This is a genomic window from Bradyrhizobium sp. S3.7.6 (genome assembly GCF_054061875.1).
On sequence record NZ_JBSSEQ010000001.1, the window covers coordinates 736753 to 757749 of the forward strand.

Genomic DNA, 20997 nt, shown 5'->3' on the forward strand with positions numbered 1-20997 from the left:
AATTCCGAACCTGCCGCGCAAGCCCCTCGCCAGTGTTCCCGAAGCCTTAACCCGTGGTTCTTGTCTTGGCCCGGCCTTCTGCTAGAGAGGACGGACACTTGAACAACCAGTTTGCCCCGATTTTCCAGCCGGAAATGTCGGGAGAGCTTGAAGGAAGCGCCGGGGACGACACGGCAAAGGCAGTGTCGAACAACCGGGTTAATGAGGCCTCAACGGCCGGCCTTTGGTAACAGAGGCGGCTTGCGGCGCCTCATGAGGGCATGACATGTCGGTGAAGAAAAAGCCCCTCGTGGTGGTGACGCGCAAGCTGCCGGACTCGATCGAGACCCGGATGCGCGAGCTGTTCGACGCGCGGATCAATCTCGAGGACACACCGATGTCGGCCGAGCAGATCGCCGAGGCCGCGCGCACCGCCGACGTGCTGGTTCCGACCGTCACCGACCACATCACCGCCGACATCGTCAACCAGCCCGACTGCAAGCTCCGCCTGATCGCCAATTTCGGCAACGGCGTCGACAACATCGACGTCGAGGCCGCGCATGCCCGCGGCATCACCGTCACCAACACACCAAAAGTTCTGACCGAAGACACCGCCGACATGACCATGGCGCTGATCCTGGCGGTGCCGCGCCGGATGATCGAAGGCGCCTCGATCCTGACCGAAGGAAAGCCCTGGCCCGGCTGGTCGCCGACCTGGATGCTCGGCCACCGCATCGGCGGCAAGCGTCTCGGCATCATCGGCATGGGCCGCATCGGCCAGGCGGTCGCGCGCCGTGCCCGCGCCTTCGGCCTCCAGATCCACTATCACAACCGTCGCCCCGTGGCCCCGAAGATCGCCGAAGAGTTAGGGGCTACCTATTGGGAAAGCCTCGACCAGATGCTGGCGCGGATGGACATCATCTCGGTGAACTGTCCGCACACGCCGGCGACCTATCATCTGCTGTCGGCGCGGCGGCTGAAGCTGATCCGCAAGGACGCCTACATCGTCAACACCGCGCGCGGCGAGGTGACCGACGAGGACACGCTGATCAAGCTGATCGAGGGCGGCGAGATCGGCGGCGCGGGCCTCGACGTCTACGAGCACGAGCCCGCGGTCAATCCAAAGCTGGTGCGGCTCGCCAAGGCCGGCAAGGTGACGCTGCTGCCGCATATGGGCTCGGCCACGATCGAGGGCCGCGTCGAGATGGGCGAGAAGGTGATCATCAACATCCGCACCTTCCTCGACGCGCACAAGCCGCCGGACCGCGTACTGCCGAGCATGCTCTGAGGTTTATTTGCCGCGCGTTTCGCGCTTGCGCCAATCCGCGACGAAATCGATGAACGCGCGTAGCGCGGGCGGCGTCTGGCGCCGGCTCGGATAGTACAGGAACGGGCCCGGAAACGGCTCGCACCAATCTTCCATCAAGCTGACCAGCGCGCCGGACCTCACCGCGTCATGGACGTAGCCATCGAGCGTCGCCCAGATACCGGCGCCGTCGAGCGCAGCGCGCATGGCAAGGCCCATGTTGGTCGAGATCAGCTTTGCGGGCGGATCGACCTTCACGATCTGGCCAGCCTTCTCGAACTCCAGATCATGCATGACGCCGCTCGAGTAGCGGGCGCGGATGCAGTCATGGTCGAGCAGATCCTTCGGATGCTTCGGCGTGCCGCGGCGCGCGATGTACGCAGGCGATGCGACGACGACATAGGTCTGCGGACCGCTCAGCGGGATCGCCACCATGTCCTGCGCGAGGTGCTCGCCATAACGCACGCCGGCATCGTAGCCCGCGCTGACGATGTCGACGAAGCCGCTTTCGGAAACGATGTCGAGATCGACCTGCGGGTAGGTCGCGAGAAACGGCCCGACCATCGGCGCCAGCACGAGGTCCACCGCCGGCGGCGGCGCGTTGATGCGCAGGCGGCCCGAGGCCACCTCGCGCAAGCCGCGGACCTGATCCAGGGCATCGCCGACATCGCGCAGCGCCGGAGCGATGCGGGACAACAGCAGCTCGCCCGCCTCGGTCAGCGCGACGCTGCGGGTGGTGCGGTTCATCAGGCGGACGCCAAGGCGCTCCTCCAGATCCCGCAGCCGCTGGCTAAGGCTCGACACCGACACGCGAATTTCGACCGCCGCACGCCGGAAATTGCGGGTGCGGGCAACCGCCACGAAGACGTCGAGATCACGCAGATCGGGCTCGGTCATTGTTCGCTATGATGAACAAGCTATTCTGGATTGTCCAGCTTATCGGCCTAATCGGTCAGGCGCATATCTGGCCTCGTCACGCGGCGCGATCAGCCTGCCGCCTTTTGAGGAGAGCCATCATGGAACAGCGCAAACTCGGTTCAACCGGTCCGACCGTCTCCGCCCTTGGTCTCGGCTGCATGGGCATGTCGGAGGTCTATGGCCCCGCCGACCGCGGCGAAAGCATCGCCACGGTCCATGCGGCGCTCGATGCCGGCATCACGCTGCTCGACACCGGCGATTTCTACGCCATGGGCCACAATGAAATGCTGGTGCGCGAGGCCCTGAAGGATGTGTCGCGCGAAAAAGTGCAGATCAGCGTGAAGTTCGGCGCGCTGCGCGGTCCCGCCGGCGAATTCTCCGGCATGGACACAAGGCCGGCCGCGACCAAAAACTTCCTCGCCTATTCGCTCCAACGCCTCGGCACCGACTACATCGACGTCTACCGTCCCGCGCGTCTCGATCCCAACGTCCCGATCGAAGAGACCATCGGCGGCCTCGCCGATCTCGTGAAGGCCGGCTACATCAGGCATATCGGCCTGTCCGAGGTCGGCTCCGACACCATCCGCCGCGCGCACGCCATGCATCCGATTGCCGATCTCCAGATCGAATATTCGTTGATTGAGCGCGGCATCGAACGCGGCATCCTCAAGACCTGCCGCGAACTCGGCATCGGCATCACCGCTTACGGCGTGCTGGCGCGCGGCCTGATCAGCGGCCATTGGTCGAAGGACTCCGGCAAGACCGGCAGGGATTACCGGCTGATGACGCCGCGCTTCCAGGGCGCAAATCTCGACGCCAATCTCGCGCTGGTGGAATCCCTGCGGGCGATCGCCGCAGAGATCGGCGCAACGCCGGCGCAGGTCGCAATCGCCTGGGTGGCGGCTCAAGGCAAGGAGATCGTGCCGCTGGTCGGCGCACGCACGCGCAACCGTCTCACCGAAGCGCTCGGCGCGGCGAAGGTAACGCTGACGCCGGCTCATCTCGCGGCGCTTGCAAAAGCATTTCCGCCCGACGTCGCTTCCGGCACGCGCTACGCGGCCGAGCAGATGGCGCATCTCGACAGCGAGAAGCCGGCCACGCGGTAGCGGCGGCGATCAGGTGCGATGGGCGCTGAGATCGGTGATCACAGGCCCATCGCCGTTGAGCGGATTGGCCGGATCGCGCGCGTAGCGCAGCGTCTCGAAGCGCATCGCGCGCGCGTCGATCATCAGGAGGCGGCCGACGAGGCCGTCGCCGAAGCCGACGATCTCGCGGATCGCCTCCAGCGCCATCATCGAGCCCATCACGCCAGCAAGCGCGCCCATGACGCCGGCCTCGGCGCAGGCAGGCACCGTGCCGGGCGGCGGCGCTTCCGGAAACAGGCAGCGATAGGTCGGATTGAACACGCCCTGCTCGTTCTTCTCATGCGCGCGGATGGTGGTGAGCGAGCCGTCGAAGGTACCGAGCGCCGCCGTGATCAGCGGCCGCTTCGCGAAGAAGCAGGCGTCCGAGACCAGATAACGCGTCGAGAAATTGTCGGAGCCGTCGAGCACGAGATCGTAGTCTCCGATCATGCTCAGCGCATTGTCGGCATTGAGCCAGGTGGCGTGGCCGACGAAGCGGACATGCGGATTGAGCGCGGAGATCCGCTCGGCCGCGCTCTCGACCTTGTGCCGGCCGATATCGGGCGTCGTATGGATCACCTGGCGCTGGAGGTTTGACAGCGAGACCACGTCGTCATCGACCACGCCGAGCGTGCCGACGCCGGCGGCCGCCAGATACATCAGCGCGGGCGCGCCGAGCCCGCCGGCGCCGATCACCAGCACGGAGGCCCGCTTCAGCGCGGCCTGACCCGGCCCGCCGACATCGCGCAGCACGATATGGCGGGCATAGCGTTCCAGTTCGTCCGGGCTCAGCATCGTCGTCCTTCGTTCTCTCAAACCCTCATGGTGAGGAGGCGCAAAGCGCCGTCTCGAACCATGAAGGCCTCGATCTCGCCTGCAGCCATCCTTCGAGACGCGGCCTTCGACCGCTCCTCAGGATGAGGACCTGGGTGTGTGGCTCAGCTCTTTGCCTGAACCACCCCAACATTGTTCGCGACCAACGAGATGTGCTTCAATGGTAGCACGTTCAATGGGCTGGCTGGATTTGTCATGAGATCGATGCTTGCGGCAACACTGATGTTCGCGGCTGCCACAGGCGCTAGCGCCCAGATGACGACGCCAGAGATCCCCGGCACCAAGCCGAAGCCGGTCCAGACCGTGCCGATCCGGCCTCCCGCACTGCAGACGCCGTCGGCGACGGCCGATGCGATGGCGCAGGCGGAACGGCTGTCGCTCCAGTCCGACCTCGCCTGGGTCGGCCAATATAACGGCGCCATCACCGGCGACGTCAGCGCGCGCATGGTCGAGGCGATCAAGGAATATCAGAAGGCCAAGGGTGGCAAGCCGACCGGCGTGCTCAATCCGCAGGAGCGCGCTGCGCTCGCCGAGACCGCGCGGCGCAAGCAGGAGAGCGTCGGCTGGAAAATCGTGATGGAGCCGACCAGCGGCGCCCGGCTCGGCATCCCCGGCAAATTGGTGCCGCAGCAGGCGACCGACGCCAACGGCTCGAAATGGACTTCGCCGACCGGCACGGTGCAGGTGCTGCTGAGCCGCCGCAAGGAAGCGAACCCGACCACGGCGAAACTCGCCGAGCTGGAGAAGGAGCCGTCGGGGCGCAAGGTCGACTACACCGTGGTGAAGCCCGACTTCTTCGTGCTGTCGGGATTGCAGGGCCTCAAGAAATTCTACGTGCGAGGCACCTTTAAGGGCGACGAAGTCCGCACCATGACGATCCTCTACGACCAGGCGACCGAGAACACCGTCGAGCCGGTCGTGATCGCGATGTCGAGCGCGTTCAATGCGTTTCCGACGGGCCCGCAGGCCGGGCCGCCGCCGCGCAAGACCGTCGAATACGGCACCGGCGTCGTCGTCAGCGACGATGGTGCGATTGTCACCGACCGCCTCGTCACCGATAGCTGTCTCGCGATCACGATTGCCGGCTATGGCAGCGCCGACCGTCTCGCCGAGGACAAGGAGCACGATCTCGCGCTCCTGCACATCTACGGCGCGCGCGGCCTGAAGCCGCTCAGCCTCACCGGTGGCACAGCGAAGACGAGCGTCGATGTCATCGGCATTGCCGATCCGCAGAGCCAGGGCGGAGCTGCGGGCGTATCGAGCCTCAAGGGCGCGCTGGCGCCGGTCACAGCAAGCGATTCCGCGCTGTCGCCTCCACCGGCGGTCGGCTTCTCGGGCAGCCCGGCCATCGACGGCGACGGCAAGTTCGCCGGCGTCGCGCTGTTGAAGCCGGCGATGGTCGCGGGGCCCGCGACATCGGTGCCGGCGTCGCAGGCGGTGATGGTGTCTGCAGAAGCGGTGCGTAATTTCCTGAAGGCGAACGATGTCACGGCGAACGGCACGTCGACGGATGCGAAGGCGGCCGTCGTCCGCGTGATCTGCGTGCGGAAGTAGGCGAGAGAGAATAACACTTCTCTCGTGTCCCGGACGCGGTGCGGAACGCAATGCCCTCTCCGTTGAGCCACGCAGCTCCTACACGGTCTCACGTGCTCTTTGGCGAAGGTCCCAGATTTTCGAGGGGCGCGGTCAGCCTGCATGTAAGCCCGGCTGCGCCATACGAAACGTCAACGGAACCGCTGAAATCGTCCTTCAGCACCCGGGAAATCAGCCTGGAGCCAAAGCCTGTGCCGACGGGTTTCGATACGGACGGACCGCCAATCTCCTGCCAGACAAAGACAAATTTTGACTCGCCATCCTGAGCCTCGGTTGACCATGTAATCGATACGCAGCCTCCCGCTACGGTCAGAGCGCCGTACTTCGAAGCGTTGGTCGCGAGCTCGTGGAGCGCCAATGACAGAGCCAGCGCTTGTCGAGATTTCACGACGAGTGGAGGACCCGAGACGATGAAGCGGCCTTCGCCTGTCCGATAAGGTGCAAGAGCAGTGCCGATCACATCGTGGAGTGGCGCGGCCGCCCAATTTGATGCGGTCAGCAGATCCTGCGCTCGTCCAAACGCGCCGAGCCGTGCCTGGTACTTTTCGAGATCGGCTTTGCTCGTCGGGTCACGAAATGTCTGGGCAGCTACCGCGCTCAACACTGCGAGCGTGTTCTTGACGCGGTGCTTCAGCTCCTCATTGATGAGGTTCAGCGCTTCCCTTGCCATATGCTCGGACGTGACATCCCTGCAGACGACAAGCACGCCGCCCACCTTGCCTTCAAGATCAATTGGACCAAAGCTGTACGTCCACCAAACGTCCTCGCGGCGCCCGTGACGAGTCACCGGTACCAGCTGGTCCTCATTCCAGGTCGCCCCCTTGCCCGACATGACGTACTCGATCTGGGGACCAATGATGTCCCAGATCTCGGCCCAACACTCACGGCCGCGCGCGCCCAAAGCGCTTGGGTGCCTTTCCGGCCCCATCGTCTCCCGGTATGCATCGTTGTAGAACTGGATGAGTTCTGGTCCCCACCAAATGAACATCGGGTGCCGCGAGGTGAGAACGAGCCGCACTGTAACTCGAAGACTTTGGGGCCAAGTGTCCGGAGAGCCCACGGATGTGCTCGACCAGTCAAACGCTCGCGTCAAAGCGCCCATCTCGCCGCCGCCGGCCAGGAAGTCGCCGCTTATATCGCCGCCCATACGCACAGCCTTACTCAGACGCTGATCGACGAGCCTGCCGCCAGTGTTCCGCACCCTACATTGCCGAACTTGTGCCGTCATCTGCGCGGATCGGGCCGCATAGGCGACATCTGCCTCGCACCGAAAAATACCGCGGAGGTTCGAAAACCGCGAACCGCTGGATTTGCGGTCGCGACACCTGCCGGCGATTGGACGACGTCAGTTGCACAAGAGGTACGAGCGCACCGTCCTTGTGAATGCGCGGTCAGCTCAACCTGAACCTGACACCGCTCCGCGCAAGCCCTCCAGAGATCCCGACCGGCGTGCCGTCCGCGCGCCAGCAGGCGGCGCCGGTCATGGTGCCGTCGTCGTGGAAGGCAATGCCATTCATGCCGCCCGCCACCGTCGCAACGGGCTGCACCTTGTGGCCGAGGCCCGCAAGCTTCGCGCGCACGGCCTCCGGCACCTTCTGCTCGACTTCGAGCGCGTTACCTTCGGTCCAGATGCGCGGCGCCTCGACCGCTTCCTGCAGGCTCATGCCGTGGTCGATCAGATTGACCAGCGCCTGCATCGCGCTGGGGAAGATACGTTTTCCCCCGGGCAGGCCGAGCGCATAGCGCAGCTTGCCGTCGCGCAGCGCCATCATCGGCGACATCGAGGTGGTGACGCGCTTGCCCGGCGCCAGCGACAGCGCGTGGCCGGGACGCGGATCGAACAGGTTCATGTAGTTGTTGGCGATGGCGCCCAGGCCCGGAATCATGATCTTGGCGCCAAAGAGATTGTTGATGGTCTGCGTGGTCGCGACGACGTTGCCGAACGCGTCTGCCGCTGTCATGTGCGTGGTGTGCGCGCCTTCGAGCTGCGAGACGCCGGCGCCCCAGGCCTGGGCCCGCGCCGGATCGATGGCGCGGCGGCGTTCCTCGGCATAGGCCTTCGACGTCAGCCGCTCCACGGGGACGCCGACATAATCCGGATCGCCGCTGGCCGCGGCGCGATCGGCAAAGGCGATCTTCAGGACTTCGGCGAGATAGTGGATCGTCTCCGGCGTGCCGAAGCCGAGGCCTCCGATGTCATAACCCTCCAGAATGTTCAGCATCTGCGCGATGTGCACGCCGGAGGCCGCGGGCGGCGGCGGGCCAAGGATGGTCCAGCCGCGATAGTCGGCGCGGATCGGTTGCCGTTCGACGGTCTTGTAGCCGGTCAGATCGTTGCGGCGGATGAAGCCGCCGGCCTTCTCCATGTAGTCGACGAGGATGTCACCAAGCGGCCCCTCGTAGAGCGCGGTCTCGCCGTGGTCGGCGATGGTGCGGAGCGTCTCGGCATATTCGGCCTGCACCACGCGTTCGCCGACCTTGAGCGGCTCGCCATCAGGCAAATAGATCGCCGCAATTGGCTTGTCCTTGCGCATCTCGGCAGCGCTCTCGCTGATGCATTCGTGCAAATACGGCGTCGCCGCATAGCCGCGCGCGGCATGCTTGATCGCGGGCTGCATGACGTCCGCGAGGCTCATGGTGCCGAAGCGGCGCAGCGTCTCGCACCAGGCTTTCAGCGAGCCCGGCGTGGCGACCGCCTTCGGGCCGTTGAGGTTCTCGTTGCCGACGGTGTCGAACACGTCATGCGCCGCGCCTGGCGCGGAGGTATAGCTGGTGTCACGTACCGCCGCGGGCACAGTGCTCTGCCCGTCGATGAAACGGTGGCTGCCGTCAGCCAGACGTATATGCGCCATGCCGCCGCCGATGATGCCGACCATCATCGGCTCGACCACGGTCAGCGTGAACAGGGTCGCGATCGCGGCGTCGATGGCGTTGCCGCCCGCGGCCAGCATCTCGGCGCCGGCGCTGGAGGCCAGCGGATGGTTGCTGACCACCATGCCGCGGCTCGAGACCGCCGGCATCTTCTCGCATTCAAAGATCGTTGCCGTCCGGTCGCGCCAGTTTCCGCCCATGCCGCCTGCCCCTTTTATTCACGGCGGCAAGCACATCATACGCGCGATGACGGGTCCAGTATTGGTACGGATTAGCTGGCATTCCCGATTCTGCCATCATCGTTAGCGTTGATTCGGACATCCGCGGTCCCCTTTGGATCGGGCAGGGCACGTCCTGAGCGAGTAGAGCTCAGCATCGAGAAGCGATGCACGTTCGCGTGGCGTTACCCCACAGACCCAAGCATTCCAAAGGATTCAACTTTCCATGCACACGATCGTACTGGCCACCCAAAAGGGTGGCAGTGGCAAGAGCACGCTTGCCATCGGCCTCGCGCTGGCGGCCAAGCAGGCCGGCTTCACCGTCCGCCTGATCGAAACCGACCCGCAGGGTACCCTGTCCAACTGGCTGCGTCGCCGCCACGCTGACGATCTCGTCGTCGAGCCGATCTATCACGCCGCCGACATCGCGCCGCGCCTGAAGATGCTGGCCGACAGCGGCTTGCAGCTCGCGATCGTCGACACCGCGGCCGGCCTCAGCGCCGCGACCACCGCCGCGATCCGCCATTCCGACCTCTGCCTGATTCCGGCTCGCCCGAGCGTTGCCGACATCGAGGCGACCGTCTCGACGCTGAGCGTCGCGCGCGCTTGGAAGCGGCCCTACGGCTTCGTGCTGAACCAGGCGCCAATCCGCGGCCAGCGCATCGACAACGCCGCCAACACGCTCGCCGAGGAAGCCGCGCTCGATCTCGCCGAGGTGCTCGCGCGCCCGCTGATTGTGATGCGCAACGACCACCAGGACTCGCTCGCGAGCGGCCTCGCCGTCAGCGAATTCGCGCCGAACGGCAAGTCGGCGGACGAGATCCGCGGCCTCTGGCGCTGGATCGAGACCCGTCTCGAGCTCGAAGCCACGACCAATGTCCTGATCGACCAGGTCATCTCGGTCGCGGACGGGATGCTGCGCGTCGCCGCCAAACACGCGGCGGACGAGACCACGACACTGGCGTCCTGAGCGGGGCGATCGCTCGGACGACAGGCGGCCTCTTCACTTATCCGGTTGAAGAGTCCAAGCGATGAAGCAATCCGGCCACCAGCCCGGCCGGATTGCTTCGCTGCGCTCGCAATGACGGCGTGGTGGGGTCGTCGCCTTCGCCGAGACTCACGGCCTATCGGCGGCAGGCCCGATCTTCACTTCTGACATTTCTGACACCAGAAGGTGGAGCGCCCGTTCTGGGTGAATCGCTTCACGGTGCCGCCGCACCCTGGCGTCTTGCAGGTCTCGCCCTCGCGGTCATAGACCTTGAAGGAGTGCTGGAAATAGCCGAGTTCGCCCGAGGTCTGGCGATGGTCGCGCAAGCTGGAGCCGCCGGCCTTGATCGCGTCGTTCAGCACGGTGTGAATGGCAATCACCAACCGCTTCGCGTGATCGGTCGGCTCGCCGCCGCCAACACCCTTGCGACCCTTGGTCGCGAGCGTCGCAGCAATGCGGCGCGGTGACAGATGCGAGCGATGCAGCGCTTCGCAGACATAGATGTTGCCGAGCCCGGCGACCACGCGCTGGTCGAGCAGCGCGGCTTTCAGGCTCGTCGTCTTGCCCTCGCACGACCGCGCCAGCATCGCGGCGTCGAATTCGTTGCCGAGCGGCTCGGGACCGAGATCGCGCAGCAGTGGCTCGTCTTCAAGCGCGTTGCGCGCGATGACTTTCATGTAACCGAAGCGGCGCGGGTCGTTGAACACGATGTCGGCGCCGGAGGACATCCGAAACAGCACGTGGTCGTGCGTGGAGTCCTTAGCCCGTGGGTAGTGAAACTCGCCCGGCGCGGCCTCGTTGTCCGGCTTGATGACGCGGAACGAGCCCGACATGCCCAGATGCATCAGCAGCACGTCGCCGGAGGCGAGATCGGCCATGAGATATTTTGCACGGCGGCCAAGCCCCGTGACGACCTGCCCCTGGAGCCGGGCCACGAAATCGGGCTGGAACGGAAAGCGCAGATCCGGCCTGCGGGCCTCCGCGACGAGGATTTTCGCACCCTCCATGACGGGCTGAAGGCCGCGGCGGACGGTCTCGACTTCGGGCAATTCAGGCATGGTCAGGCATTCACCTTATGAGGGCGGTGTGATAGCGCCATTGCGGCGGCCGCGCTATGGTCCGCCCAGTGGAGTAGAGTAATGGATCGGCCGGGCGAAACCACGCATTTTGGCTTCAGGGACGTTCCCCTGGGGGACAAGCAGACGCTGGTGAACGATGTGTTTCACAGCGTGGCGTCGCGCTATGACTTGATGAACGACCTGATGTCCGGTGGCCTGCACCGGGTCTGGAAGGACATCATGATCAACGCGCTCAACCCGCCGAGGGGTGACCGGCCGTTCGCGCTGCTCGATGTTGCCGGCGGCACCGGCGACATCTCGTTCCGCGCTGCCAAGGCGGCAGGTCCCGGCTTCCATGCCACGGTCTGCGACATCAACGCCGAGATGCTGGCCGTGGGCCGCGAGCGCGCCGCGAAGCGGCATCTCGAGACCCAGGTCGATTTCGTCGAGGGCAATGCCGAAGCGCTCGCCTTCGCCGACCGCAGCTTTGACGCATATACGATCGCTTTCGGCATTCGCAATGTGCCGCGGATCGACCTGGCGCTGCGCGAGGCCTATCGCGTGCTGAAGCCCGGCAGCCGCTTCCTGTGCCTGGAATTCTCCACCGTCGAGATGCCCGGGCTCGACCGGATCTATGACCTGTTCTCGTTCAAGGTGATCCCGCCGCTCGGCCGCATGGTCACGGGCGACGCCGAGTCCTACCAGTATCTCGTCGAATCGATCCGCAAGTTTCCGAAACCCAACGCCTTCGCCGACATGATCCGCGACGCCGGCTTCGCCCGCGTCGGCTGGCAGACATTGTCCGGCGGCATCGTCGCACTGCATTCGGGCTGGCGTTTGTGATTTCTTCCATTACCCACATTTCGCGCCTGATCCGCGCCGCGTTCGTGTTTGCGCGCGAGGGCGTGTTCGGTTCCGTCGATCCGACCCTGGTGCCGCCGCCAGGGCAACTCGCGCTGAAGCTTGCGCGCCTCGTCGAACGGCGCGGTCCAAAGCACGGACCACGGCTGACGCGCGCGCTGACCCGGATGGGCCCAGCCTATCTCAAGCTCGGGCAGTTTCTGGCCACGCGTCCCGACGTCGTCGGCGTCGTCATGGCGCGTGATCTGGAAAGCCTCCAGGATCGCTTGCCGCCGTTTTCGCAAGCCGAAGCGGAAGCCGCGATCGCGAGCTCGCTGGAGCGTGCGCTCAAGGACGTGTTCACGAGCCTCGGCCCGCCGGTCGCCGCCGCCTCGATCGCGCAGGTGCATCGCGGCGAGGTGTCGCGCGACGGTGTCCGCAAGCCTGTCGCGGTGAAGGTGCTGCGGCCGAACGTGGCCTCGCGATTCCGCCGCGACCTCTCCGATTTCTTCTACGTCGCGCACAAGGCCGAGACCTATTCGAGCGAGGCGCGGCGTTTGCGCCTGATCGAAGTCATCAACACCATGTCGCGCTCGGTCGCGATGGAGATGGACCTGCGGCTGGAAGCGGCTGCAATGTCGGAGATGGCGGAGAACACGGGCGACGATCCTGATTTTCGCGTGCCAACCGTCGATTGGGACCGCACCACGCACAACGTGCTGACGATGGAGTGGATCGACGGCATCGCGCTGAACGATCACAAGCGCCTTGCAGAGGCGCAGGTCGACCTGCCCGATCTCGGCCGCAAGGTGATCCAGAGTTTTCTGCGCCACGCGCTCCGCGACGGCTTCTTCCACGCCGACATGCATCCGGGCAATCTGTTCCTCGATGACGCCGGCCGTCTGGTCGCGGTCGATTTCGGCATCATGGGCCGGCTCGGGATGAAGGAGCGGCGCTTCCTCGCCGAGATCCTGCTCGGCTTCATCACGCGCGATTATCGCCGCGTCGCCGAGGTGCATTTCGAGGCGGGCTATGTGCCGGCGCATCACTCGGTCGAGAATTTCGCGCAAGCGATCCGCGCCATCGGTGAGCCCATTCACAACCGCACGGCGGAAGAGATCTCGATGGCGCGGCTGCTGACGCTGCTGCTCGAGGTAACCGGCCTGTTCGACATGACGACGCGGCCCGAGCTGATCCTGCTGCAGAAGACCATGGTGGTGGTCGAGGGCGTGGCGCGCGCCTTCGATCCCAAGCTCGACATCTGGAAGGTCGCCGACCCCGTGGTGCGCGAATGGATCGAGCGCAATCTCGGCCCGATCGGCCGCGTGCAGGGCGCGCTCTCCGGCGGCAGCGACCTCGCCCGCGTGCTGATGCGCCTGCCCGACATCGCGCAGCGCTCGGTCGCGGTGCTCGAGCAGCTCGAGACCATGACGCGGGAAGGCATCCGGCTGTCGCCGGAGAGCATCGCCGCGATGGGCCGCAGCGAAGGCCGCAAGAATCGCTGGCGCACCGTGGCGCTTCTGGATCATCGCCGCCACCTTCATCGGAATCCTGATCGCCGTTCGGAATCTGTGATTGCACTGCAATCACGAAAACGATAGCATCGCTATCATTCCGTGCTGGAGGGGCGTCATGGCAAGCCTGACCATCCGCAAGCTCGACGAGGGCGTCAAAACCTATTTGCGCCTGCGCTCGGCCAGGAACCGCAGGTCGGTCGAGGAAGAGGTCCGGGTCATCCTCGGGGAGCTGATCGAGGGCCGCGAGGAGCCGCTGACGCCGTTTGCGCTGCCGCCGGCCCAATCTACCGCCCCCACGCCGCAACGGACCGGCGCCCTTCCCGAGGCCAGCGTCACCCTGATCATCGGCGGTGGCATCGCGGCCTATAAGTCGCTCGACCTGATCCGCCGGCTCAAGGAGCGCCGGATCGAGGTCCGTTGCGTCCTGACCAAGGCGGCTCAGCAATTCGTCACGCCGCTGGCCGTGAGCGCGCTGTCGCATGAACGCGTCTACACCGACCTGTTCGACCCGCAGAGCGAGTTCGACGCCGGGCACATTCGCCTGGCGCGCGAGTGCGACCTGATCGTCGTCGCGCCCGCGACCGCCGATCTCCTGGCGAAGATGGCCAATGGCCACGCCGATGATCTCGCCAGCGCCATCCTGCTCGCAACCAACCGCAAGGTGCTGCTGGCGCCGGCGATGAATCCGCTGATGTGGAACAATGCCGCGACCCGCCGCAACGTCACGCAGCTTCAGCGTGACGGCATGGTGCTGATCGGCCCGAATTCAGGCGAGATGGCCGAGGCGGGCGAAGCCGGAATCGGCCGCATGTCCGAGGCGATCGAGATCGCCACCGCCGCCGAGCGCCTGCTGCGGCCGCCGGTGCCGCGCCCGCTCGCCGGCAAGCGCGTGCTGATCACCGCAGGTCCCACCCACGAGCCGATCGACCCGGTGCGCTACATCGCCAACCGCTCCTCCGGCAAGCAGGGCTTTGCCATCGCCGCCGCCGCGCAAGCTGCGGGTGCCGAGGTGATTTTGGTCAGCGGCCCGGTCGATCTCGGCGGTCCCCCGGGCGTGACGGTGAAGCGCGTGGAATCGGCGCGGCAGATGCTGGAGCAGGTGCAGGCGGCGCTTCCCGCCGACATCGCGATCTTCGCGGCCGCGGTCGCGGACTGGCGGGTTGCCAGTGAGGGCGAGCAGAAGCTGAAGAAGACTTCGGCCGGCATGCCGCCGCTTCAGCTGGTCGAGAATCCCGACATCCTCGCCACGATCTCGAAGCTGACCGACCGGCGCCCGCCGCTGGTGATCGGCTTTGCCGCCGAGACCGAGCACCTCATCGACAACGCCAAGTCCAAGCTGGCCCGCAAGGGCTGCGACTGGATCGTCGCCAACGACGTCTCGCCGGCCACCGGCGTGATGGGCGGCGACCGCAACACCGTGCATCTGATCAGTCGCAAGAATGGTGAGGAGGACGGCGAGATCGCAGTTGATTCCTGGCCGGTGATGACCAAGGAACAGGTCGCCATCGAGCTGGTCGCGCATGTCGTCAAGAGCGTGACCGACAAATCCCGGGAGCCGGCATCTTGAGCACGAAAGTCACGGTCGAACTGCAGCAACTGGCCCACGCCGAAGGCCTTCCGCTGCCGGCCTATCAGACCTCCGAAGCCGCCGGCCTCGACCTGATGGCCGCAGTTCCCGACAGCGAGCCGATGACGCTCGCCCCCGGCCAATATGCGCTGGTGCCGACGGGCCTCGCGATCGCGCTGCCGCCCGGCCACGAGGCGCAGGTGCGGCCGCGCTCGGGCCTTGCGGCCAAGCACGGCGTCACCGTGTTGAACTCGCCCGGCACGATCGATGCGGACTATCGCGGCGAGATCAAGGTGATCCTGATCAACCACGGCGCGGCGCCCTTCGTGGTCAAGCGCGGCGAGCGCATCGCGCAGATGGTGATCGCGCCGGTGGTGCAGGCAGCGCTGGTTCCCGTGGCGACATTGTCCGCGACCAATCGCGGCGCCGGCGGCTTCGGCTCGACCGGCCGCTAACACACGGCAACTCCAGCCGAATCATCCCGAAGAACGACGTGGATTGGAACCGCGCGCCCGGCATTTTTGTGGGACCGCCTTTGCGTTCACGATCTGGACTCTTACCGCTGGAGTCACGGTGGGGGTATTGTCGTTTGATTCGCGCGCGACGGGGGTCGCCGCGCGCAAATTCGTGCGATCTGGGGCAACTATGTCAGGCGTGATCGTGTCGATGCGTCGGACGCTGCTGTCGTGCACATCGTTGGCGCGCAACGGCTTGTTGGGAGGCGCTCTCGCGGCGCTGCTGCCGGCTGCGCCGGCTGAGGCTGCCGACCTCGTCGACACACTTTCCATAATGCTGGACTTCAACCGGCAGGAACTCGCGGTGCTGGCCACCGCGCTCGCGCTGCTCGGCTTCTCGGTCGTGGCCGCGATCCTGTTGATGCGCACGCGCGTGCGCACGGCGAACAACGAGGCGCGGCTGCGCGCGCGGATCGGGGAACTGCAACTCCAGTCCGATCGCTTCGGCGCGTTGCTGTTCGCCGAGCCGCAGATCCTGATCTCCTGGCCGGCCGGCGACAATCGCGCGCAGATTTCCGGCGACATCTCCATGGTGCTGCCGCGCGATTCCTCCCCCCAGCGCGTCCTCGCGTTCGGAACATGGCTGCCGCCGGAGCCCGCGCTCCAAATGGATCACGCGGTCGATGCGCTGCGTGATCGCGGCGACGGGTTCCAGCTGACGCTGACCACCGCGCACGGCCACACGCTGGAGGCCATCGGCCGTGCCATCGGCGGCCAGGCCATTGTCAGGATTCGCGAACTCTCCGGACTCCGGCGCGATCTGGCCGAGACCAATTTGCGTTACAAGGCCCTCGCCGACGAGACCGAGATGCTGCGCGGCTTTGCCGCCGCCGCGCCCTGGCCGATCTGGGCCAAGGCCGAGAACGGCGCGCTGAGCTACGCCAATCCGGCCTATGTGCGCGCGACCGAGGCAAGCAGCGTCACCGACGCCCAGCAGCGCAAGCTCGAGCTGCTCGACAGTGCCGACCGGACCGCGATGGAGCGGGGCCTGAAGGACGCGGCCAGTTTCACCTCGCGGCTGCCGATCGTGATCGGCGGTGAGCGGCGCATCTACGACGTCCGCGCGGTCAATGTCGGCAGCGGCAATGTCGGCGTCGCCATCGATGCCAGCGAGGCGGATGCGCTGAGCTCGGCGCTGGTGCGGATGGCGGAGGCGCATCGGCGCACGCTCGACCAGCTCTCCTCGGGCGTTGCCGTGTTCGACGGCCAGCGCCGGCTCGCCTTCTACAACGATTCCTACCGCCGGCTGTGGGACCTCGACCGCATCTTCCTCGACGCCAATCCCGACGATTCCAGCGTGCTCGACCAGCTCCGCGCAGCGCGCAAGCTGCCGGAGCAGCCGGACTTCCGCGCCTGGAAGGCCAAGCTGCACGAGGCCTATCGCGCGGTCGAGGCCGCCAAGGACACCTGGTACCTGCCCGATGGCCGCGCGCTCTCCGTCGTCACCACCCCGAATCCGGAAGGCGGCGTCACCTATCTGTTCGACGACGTCACCGAAAGCCTCGAGCTCGCCCGCCGCTTCGACGGCATGATTCGCGTCCAGCGCGAGACGCTGGACAGCCTCGCCGAGGGCGTCGCGGTGTTCGGCAGCAACGGCAGGGCGCAGCTGTTCAACCCGGCCTTCGTCCGGATGTGGAAGCTGTCGAGCGACGCCATGCGCGACGAGCCGCACATCCAGACGGTCGAAGGCTGGTGCCATCAGCTGTTCGACGACCCGCAAGTCTGGCGCCAGATCCGCGAGGCCGTCACCTCGATCGAGAGCCGCGCCGACGTGCCGCTGAAGCTGGAGCGCAAGGACGGCAGCGTGCTCGACGGCATGATCCGTCCGCTGCATGACGGCGCGACCATGCTGACGTTCCAGGACATCACCGACACCGAGAATGTCGAGCGTGCGCTGCGCGAGCGCAACGAGGCGCTGGAGGCCGCCGACCAGATGAAGGTGGATTTCGTCCACCACGTCTCCTACGAGCTGCGCTCGCCGCTCACCACCATCATCGGCTTCGCGCATTTCCTCAGCGATCCCTCGACCGGGCCGCTGACGCCGAAACAGGCCGAATATCTCGACTACGTCACCAAATCGACCAACGCCCTGCTGGCGCTGACCAACAACATCCTGGATCTCGCCACGATCGACGCCGGCGCCATGAAGCTCGAACTCGGCCCGGTCGACGTCAGCAAGGCCATCGAGCTCGCCGCCGAGGGCATCCAGGACCGCCTCGCCACCGACCGCATCCGTCTCAAGGTCGAGATCGCGCCCGATATCGGCAGCTTCGTCGGCGACGAGAAGCGCGTGGTGCAGGTGCTCTATAACCTCCTCGCCAACGCCGTCGGGTTTTCTCCACAGGATTCCACCGTCGGCATCAGCGCACGCCGCACCGAACGCAGCGTGGTCTTCACTGTGACAGATTCCGGGCCTGGAATACCTGCCGACATGAAGGACAAGGTGTTCAACTGGTTCGAAAGCCGCTCGCAGGGGTCGCGTCACCGCGGCGCCGGGCTCGGCCTGTCGCTGGTGCGCTCCTTCGTCGAGCTGCATGGCGGCAAGGTGCGGGTGGATTCGATCGTGGGCAGGGGCACGGTCGTGATCTGCGACTTCCCGACCGACCAGGCGGCGCATCGCGACGCCGCCGAATGACTGAACCGACCACATTCTCCGTCGCGCTTGTCAACGAGACGGCCACTGCGCAATTGATGGCCGACCTTGCGCTGCTGGTCGGCCCCGGCGACGTCATCACCCTCACCGGCGATCTCGGCGCCGGCAAGACTGCGGCTGCGCGAGCCATGATCCGCTATCTCGCCGGCGACGAGACGCTGGAAGTTCCGAGCCCAACCTTCACGCTGGTGCAGGGTTACGAGCTGCCGCCGTTTCCGGTGATGCATGCCGATCTCTACCGCGTCGAGGACGAGAGCGAGCTCGAGGAGATCGGCCTGTCGCCGCTTCCCGATGCCACGCTCGTCCTGATCGAATGGCCGGAGCGCGCACCGTCGGCGATGCCGCAAGACCGCATCGACATCGCGCTGACGCACCGGCCGGCGCTGGGCTCGAATGCGCGCGCCGCCGACATCACCGGTTACGGCAAGGCCGCCGCGCAAGTCGCGCGGCTGAAGGCGCTACGGGAATTCCTCGAGGCATCCGGCTACATGGATGCAACGCGCAAGCACATGGCCGGCGATGCCTCGACCCGCTCCTATGCGCGGCTGCAGCGTAACGACGAGATCGTCATCCTCATGAACTTTCCGCAGCGGCCCGACGGCGCTGCGATGTACAACGGAAAATCCTACAGCGCGGCAGTGCATCTTGCCGAGAACATCAAGCCGTTCGTTGCCGTCGACGAAGGCCTGCGCGTGGCGGGAGTCTCAGCGCCCGCGATCCACCATTACGATCTCGACCACGGCTTCCTGATCTCCGAGGATTTCGGCAGCGACGGCGTGATCGAAGGCGATCCGCCGCGCCCGATCGCCGAACGTTACGAAGCTGCGACCGACGTGCTGGCCGTGCTGCACGGCAAGACATTGCCGGAGACGCTGCGGCTGGCGGATCAGACCTACACCATTCCTGCCTTCGACACCGAGGCGCTGCTGATCGAGATCGGGTTGATGCCGGAATGGTATCTGCCCGATCGCAACGCGCCACTGAGCGACGAGAAGCGCGCGGAATTCTTCGCGATGTGGCGCGAGCTGCTGAAGAAGCCGCTGGCCGCGCCAAGAACCTGGATCATCCGCGACTACCACTCGCCCAATCTGATCTGGCTCGCCGATCGTACTGGCATGGCGCGCGTCGGCGTGATCGACTTCCAAGACACCGTGCTCGGGCCGCACTCCTATGACGTAGTGTCGCTGCTGCAGGACGCGCGTATCGACGTCCCTGAGACCCTCGAGCTGACACTGCTGTCGCGCTACATCAAGGCGCGGCGCACGGCCGATGCGAGCTTCGATCCGGCCGGCTTCGCCGAACTCTACGCCATCATGTCGGCGCAGCGGAACACGCGCCTGCTCGGCACCTTCGCCCGCCTCAACCGCCGCGACGGTAAGCCGCATTATCTTCGCCACCAGCCGCGGATCTGGACCTACCTCCAGCGCTCGCTGGCACATCCCGCGCTGGCTCGCCTGCGCGACTGGTATCTCGCCAACGTCCCGCCGCCCCGGGGGGCGTCCCAAGAGCCGTCCGAAGAGCAGCCTCAAGAGCAGCCCCAAGCCTGATTCGCGGCCCGATTTACCGCCTGTTAGCCATCGCATCGGTATCATCGCCCGCAGGCAGCCGGACAAAGACGGGGCTGGAGCAAGGGCAGATGGCGGTCAAGACGGACCATCGTGGCAACAGCCGGGTTGTTTTCGAGCGCGGGATACCGGCCCAGATGATGGGGATCGACGGCACCTGGCGGCGCGAGTGCACCATGGAGGACGTCTCCGAGAGCGGCGCCAAGCTGACCATCGACGGCTCGGTCGAGGGCCTGCATCTGAAGGAATTTTTTCTCCTGCTGTCGTCTACCGGACTTGCGTACCGGCGCTGTGAGCTGGCGTGGGTCAATGGCGACCAGATCGGCGTCAATTTTCTCAAGCTCGGCGACAAGAAGAAGAAGGCGCGTTCCACATCCGTTGGGGCGTGACGGCCACACCCGTCGTACAACCGTCACGGCAGGTGGTTAAGGCGGTTAAGACGCGGTGCGGCCAATTGCGGTCCGTGTTAGGATTGCTGCGTACGCGAACTTCAAAAGTTCTCGATTCCGGGAAAGACGAGTCTGAGAAAGCGCACGATGTCCGCCAAACCGACCAAAGCCATGGTGCTCGCTGCGGGGTTCGGGCTGCGCATGCGTCCGTTGACGGAGAAGATGCCGAAGCCGCTCGTGCCGGTGGCCGGCCAGCCGCTGCTGGACCATGTGCTCGACAAGCTCGGCGACGCCGGCGTGACCGAGGCGATCGTCAATGTGCACTATCTGCCGGACCAGATCATCAACCACACCGCATCCCGCCAGCATCCGCGCGTGACCATCTCGGACGAGCGCGACCAGGTGCTCGGCACCGGCGGTGGCGTGGTCAAGGCGCTGCCGCTGCTCGGCGACGCGCCGTTCTTCCATGTCAATTCCGACACGCTGTGGATCGACGGCGTGCGCTCGAACCTGGCGCGGCTTGCGGAAAACTTCGACCCTGAGCGCATGGACATCCTGCTCTTGATGGCGCCGACCGCGACCAGCATCGGCTATAGCGGCCGTGGCGATTACGGCATGCTGCCCGACGGCGCCCTGCGCAAGCGCAAGGAAAAAGAGGTCGTTCCGTTCGTCTATGCCGGCGCGGCGATCCTGTCGCCCTCGATCTTCGCCGACGCGCCGACGGGCGAGTTCTCGCTGACCAAGATGTTCGACCGCGCCAACGAGCAGGAACGGCTGTTCGGCCTCCGCCTCGACGGCGTCTGGATGCATGTCGGCACGCCCGATGCCGTGCATGCGGCGGAAGAGGCGTTTCTGGAGAGCGTGGCGTAAGCTGCTCTCGTGTCCCGGACGCGAGTACCGTAGGGTGGGCAAAGCGAAGCGTGCCCACCATCTCTCTGCTTAGAGATCGGGGATACATGGTGGGCACGGCGCGAGTGCGCCTTTGCCCACCCTACGACACCTGATCCTAGTCAGGCGAACAGCGGGGACTATCTCCCCTCCACCCATATCCATTTGAATCCG

The 20997-nt window shown here is 65.8% G+C and carries 16 protein-coding genes and 1 pseudogene; 12 read left to right on the top strand and 5 right to left on the bottom strand.

Annotated elements, in window-relative coordinates; translation table 11 throughout:
• Positions 1–265 precede the first annotated feature (265 nt).
• The gene (locus tag ACVJ5M_RS03485) at positions 266–1267 is read left to right on the top strand and encodes a 2-hydroxyacid dehydrogenase (protein ID WP_028149823.1); all 1002 of its coding nucleotides are present in this window, start codon (positions 266–268) and stop codon (positions 1265–1267) included.
• Positions 1268–1270: 3 nt separating this feature from the next.
• Here ACVJ5M_RS03485 and ACVJ5M_RS03490 read toward each other — a convergent pair whose 3' ends face one another.
• Complete coding sequence (locus ACVJ5M_RS03490; protein ID WP_063980151.1) at positions 1271–2182, bottom strand: LysR family transcriptional regulator; 912 nt, start codon at positions 2180–2182, stop codon at positions 1271–1273.
• A 119-nt stretch (positions 2183–2301) separates the two neighbouring features.
• Here ACVJ5M_RS03490 and ACVJ5M_RS03495 point away from each other — a divergent pair, with 119 nt between their 5' ends.
• Complete coding sequence (locus ACVJ5M_RS03495; RefSeq protein ID WP_063980152.1) at positions 2302–3309, top strand: aldo/keto reductase; 1008 nt, start codon at positions 2302–2304, stop codon at positions 3307–3309.
• A gap of 9 nt (positions 3310–3318) precedes the next feature.
• On the opposite strand, the gene ACVJ5M_RS03500 is transcribed toward ACVJ5M_RS03495, so the two are convergent.
• A complete protein-coding gene (locus ACVJ5M_RS03500; RefSeq protein ID WP_039155124.1) occupies positions 3319–4122 on the bottom strand; it encodes a HesA/MoeB/ThiF family protein in 804 nt (267 codons plus the stop codon).
• 234 nt (positions 4123–4356) lie between these two features.
• Here ACVJ5M_RS03500 and ACVJ5M_RS03505 point away from each other — a divergent pair, with 234 nt between their 5' ends.
• A complete protein-coding gene (locus ACVJ5M_RS03505) occupies positions 4357–5715 on the top strand; it encodes a serine protease (RefSeq protein WP_063985959.1) in 1359 nt (452 codons plus the stop codon).
• Positions 5716–5803: 88 nt separating this feature from the next.
• Here the strand turns inward: ACVJ5M_RS03505 and ACVJ5M_RS03510 are convergent, their stop codons facing one another.
• On the bottom strand, positions 5804–6901 hold the full coding sequence (locus tag ACVJ5M_RS03510) for a sensor histidine kinase (protein WP_063980153.1): 1098 nt from the start codon (positions 6899–6901) through the stop codon (positions 5804–5806).
• A 244-nt stretch (positions 6902–7145) separates the two neighbouring features.
• Complete coding sequence (ggt, locus tag ACVJ5M_RS03515) at positions 7146–8825, bottom strand: gamma-glutamyltransferase (protein WP_063980154.1); 1680 nt, start codon at positions 8823–8825, stop codon at positions 7146–7148.
• A gap of 244 nt (positions 8826–9069) precedes the next feature.
• Between ggt and ACVJ5M_RS03520 the strand changes: the two genes are divergently transcribed.
• The gene (locus ACVJ5M_RS03520) at positions 9070–9813 is read left to right on the top strand and encodes a ParA family protein (RefSeq protein WP_063980155.1); all 744 of its coding nucleotides are present in this window, start codon (positions 9070–9072) and stop codon (positions 9811–9813) included.
• Positions 9814–9989: 176 nt separating this feature from the next.
• Here the strand turns inward: ACVJ5M_RS03520 and mutM are convergent, their stop codons facing one another.
• Complete coding sequence (gene mutM / locus ACVJ5M_RS03525) at positions 9990–10889, bottom strand: bifunctional DNA-formamidopyrimidine glycosylase/DNA-(apurinic or apyrimidinic site) lyase (protein WP_283017891.1); 900 nt, start codon at positions 10887–10889, stop codon at positions 9990–9992.
• An 81-nt stretch (positions 10890–10970) separates the two neighbouring features.
• On the opposite strand from mutM, the gene ubiE reads away from it, so the two are divergent.
• The 8 genes and pseudogenes from ubiE (at position 10971) to ACVJ5M_RS03565 (ending at position 20805) form a co-directional block, all read left to right on the top strand.
• On the top strand, positions 10971–11732 hold the full coding sequence (gene ubiE / locus ACVJ5M_RS03530) for a bifunctional demethylmenaquinone methyltransferase/2-methoxy-6-polyprenyl-1,4-benzoquinol methylase UbiE (protein ID WP_014490941.1): 762 nt from the start codon (positions 10971–10973) through the stop codon (positions 11730–11732).
• Positions 11729–13304 (top strand): annotated as a pseudogene (gene ubiB / locus ACVJ5M_RS03535) (2-polyprenylphenol 6-hydroxylase). The gene ubiE and the pseudogene ubiB overlap by 4 nt, the downstream one beginning before the upstream one ends.
• Before the next feature lie 57 nt (positions 13305–13361).
• Entirely contained in the window at positions 13362–14813 is a 1452-nt protein-coding gene (gene coaBC / locus ACVJ5M_RS03540; protein WP_354099477.1) for a bifunctional phosphopantothenoylcysteine decarboxylase/phosphopantothenate--cysteine ligase CoaBC, read from the top strand.
• Positions 14810–15268 carry a dUTP diphosphatase gene (gene dut, locus ACVJ5M_RS03545; protein WP_063980159.1) on the top strand — a complete coding sequence of 153 codons (459 nt, stop codon included), beginning with the start codon at positions 14810–14812 and terminating at the stop codon, positions 15266–15268. The genes coaBC and dut overlap by 4 nt, the downstream gene beginning before the upstream one ends.
• Before the next feature lie 190 nt (positions 15269–15458).
• The gene (locus ACVJ5M_RS03550) at positions 15459–17963 is read left to right on the top strand and encodes a sensor histidine kinase (RefSeq protein ID WP_063980160.1); all 2505 of its coding nucleotides are present in this window, start codon (positions 15459–15461) and stop codon (positions 17961–17963) included.
• Entirely contained in the window at positions 17960–19528 is a 1569-nt protein-coding gene (gene tsaE / locus ACVJ5M_RS03555) for a tRNA (adenosine(37)-N6)-threonylcarbamoyltransferase complex ATPase subunit type 1 TsaE (protein WP_063980161.1), read from the top strand. The genes ACVJ5M_RS03550 and tsaE overlap by 4 nt, the downstream gene beginning before the upstream one ends.
• An 89-nt stretch (positions 19529–19617) precedes the next feature.
• Positions 19618–19935, top strand: a complete 318-nt coding sequence (locus ACVJ5M_RS03560; protein WP_014490931.1) for a PilZ domain-containing protein — start codon at positions 19618–19620, stop codon at positions 19933–19935.
• 147 nt (positions 19936–20082) lie between these two features.
• Positions 20083–20805, top strand: a complete 723-nt coding sequence (locus ACVJ5M_RS03565; RefSeq protein WP_354099478.1) for a nucleotidyltransferase family protein — start codon at positions 20083–20085, stop codon at positions 20803–20805.
• The last annotated feature ends 192 nt before the right edge of the window (positions 20806–20997 follow it).

Bases quoted from the DNA above. Each gene is read 5' to 3' on its own strand.
- ACVJ5M_RS03560 (WP_014490931.1), top strand. From the start codon at position 19,618: ATGGCGGTCAAGACGGACCATCGTGGCAACAGCCGGGTTGTTTTCGAG.
- ggt (WP_063980154.1), bottom strand. From the start codon at position 8,825: ATGGGCGGAAACTGGCGCGACCGGACGGCAACGATCTTTGAATGCGAG.
- ACVJ5M_RS03520 (WP_063980155.1), top strand. From the start codon at position 9,070: ATGCACACGATCGTACTGGCCACCCAAAAGGGTGGCAGTGGCAAGAGC.
- mutM (WP_283017891.1), bottom strand. From the start codon at position 10,889: ATGCCTGAATTGCCCGAAGTCGAGACCGTCCGCCGCGGCCTTCAGCCC.
- ACVJ5M_RS03505 (WP_063985959.1), top strand. From the start codon at position 4,357: ATGAGATCGATGCTTGCGGCAACACTGATGTTCGCGGCTGCCACAGGC.
- coaBC (WP_354099477.1), top strand. From the start codon at position 13,362: ATGGCAAGCCTGACCATCCGCAAGCTCGACGAGGGCGTCAAAACCTAT.
- ACVJ5M_RS03500 (WP_039155124.1), bottom strand. From the start codon at position 4,122: ATGCTGAGCCCGGACGAACTGGAACGCTATGCCCGCCATATCGTGCTG.
- ubiE (WP_014490941.1), top strand. From the start codon at position 10,971: ATGGATCGGCCGGGCGAAACCACGCATTTTGGCTTCAGGGACGTTCCC.
- ACVJ5M_RS03490 (WP_063980151.1), bottom strand. From the start codon at position 2,182: ATGACCGAGCCCGATCTGCGTGATCTCGACGTCTTCGTGGCGGTTGCC.
- ACVJ5M_RS03550 (WP_063980160.1), top strand. From the start codon at position 15,459: ATGTCAGGCGTGATCGTGTCGATGCGTCGGACGCTGCTGTCGTGCACA.
- tsaE (WP_063980161.1), top strand. From the start codon at position 17,960: ATGACTGAACCGACCACATTCTCCGTCGCGCTTGTCAACGAGACGGCC.
- ACVJ5M_RS03485 (WP_028149823.1), top strand. From the start codon at position 266: ATGTCGGTGAAGAAAAAGCCCCTCGTGGTGGTGACGCGCAAGCTGCCG.
- ACVJ5M_RS03495 (WP_063980152.1), top strand. From the start codon at position 2,302: ATGGAACAGCGCAAACTCGGTTCAACCGGTCCGACCGTCTCCGCCCTT.
- ACVJ5M_RS03510 (WP_063980153.1), bottom strand. From the start codon at position 6,901: ATGGGCGGCGATATAAGCGGCGACTTCCTGGCCGGCGGCGGCGAGATG.
- ACVJ5M_RS03565 (WP_354099478.1), top strand. From the start codon at position 20,083: ATGTCCGCCAAACCGACCAAAGCCATGGTGCTCGCTGCGGGGTTCGGG.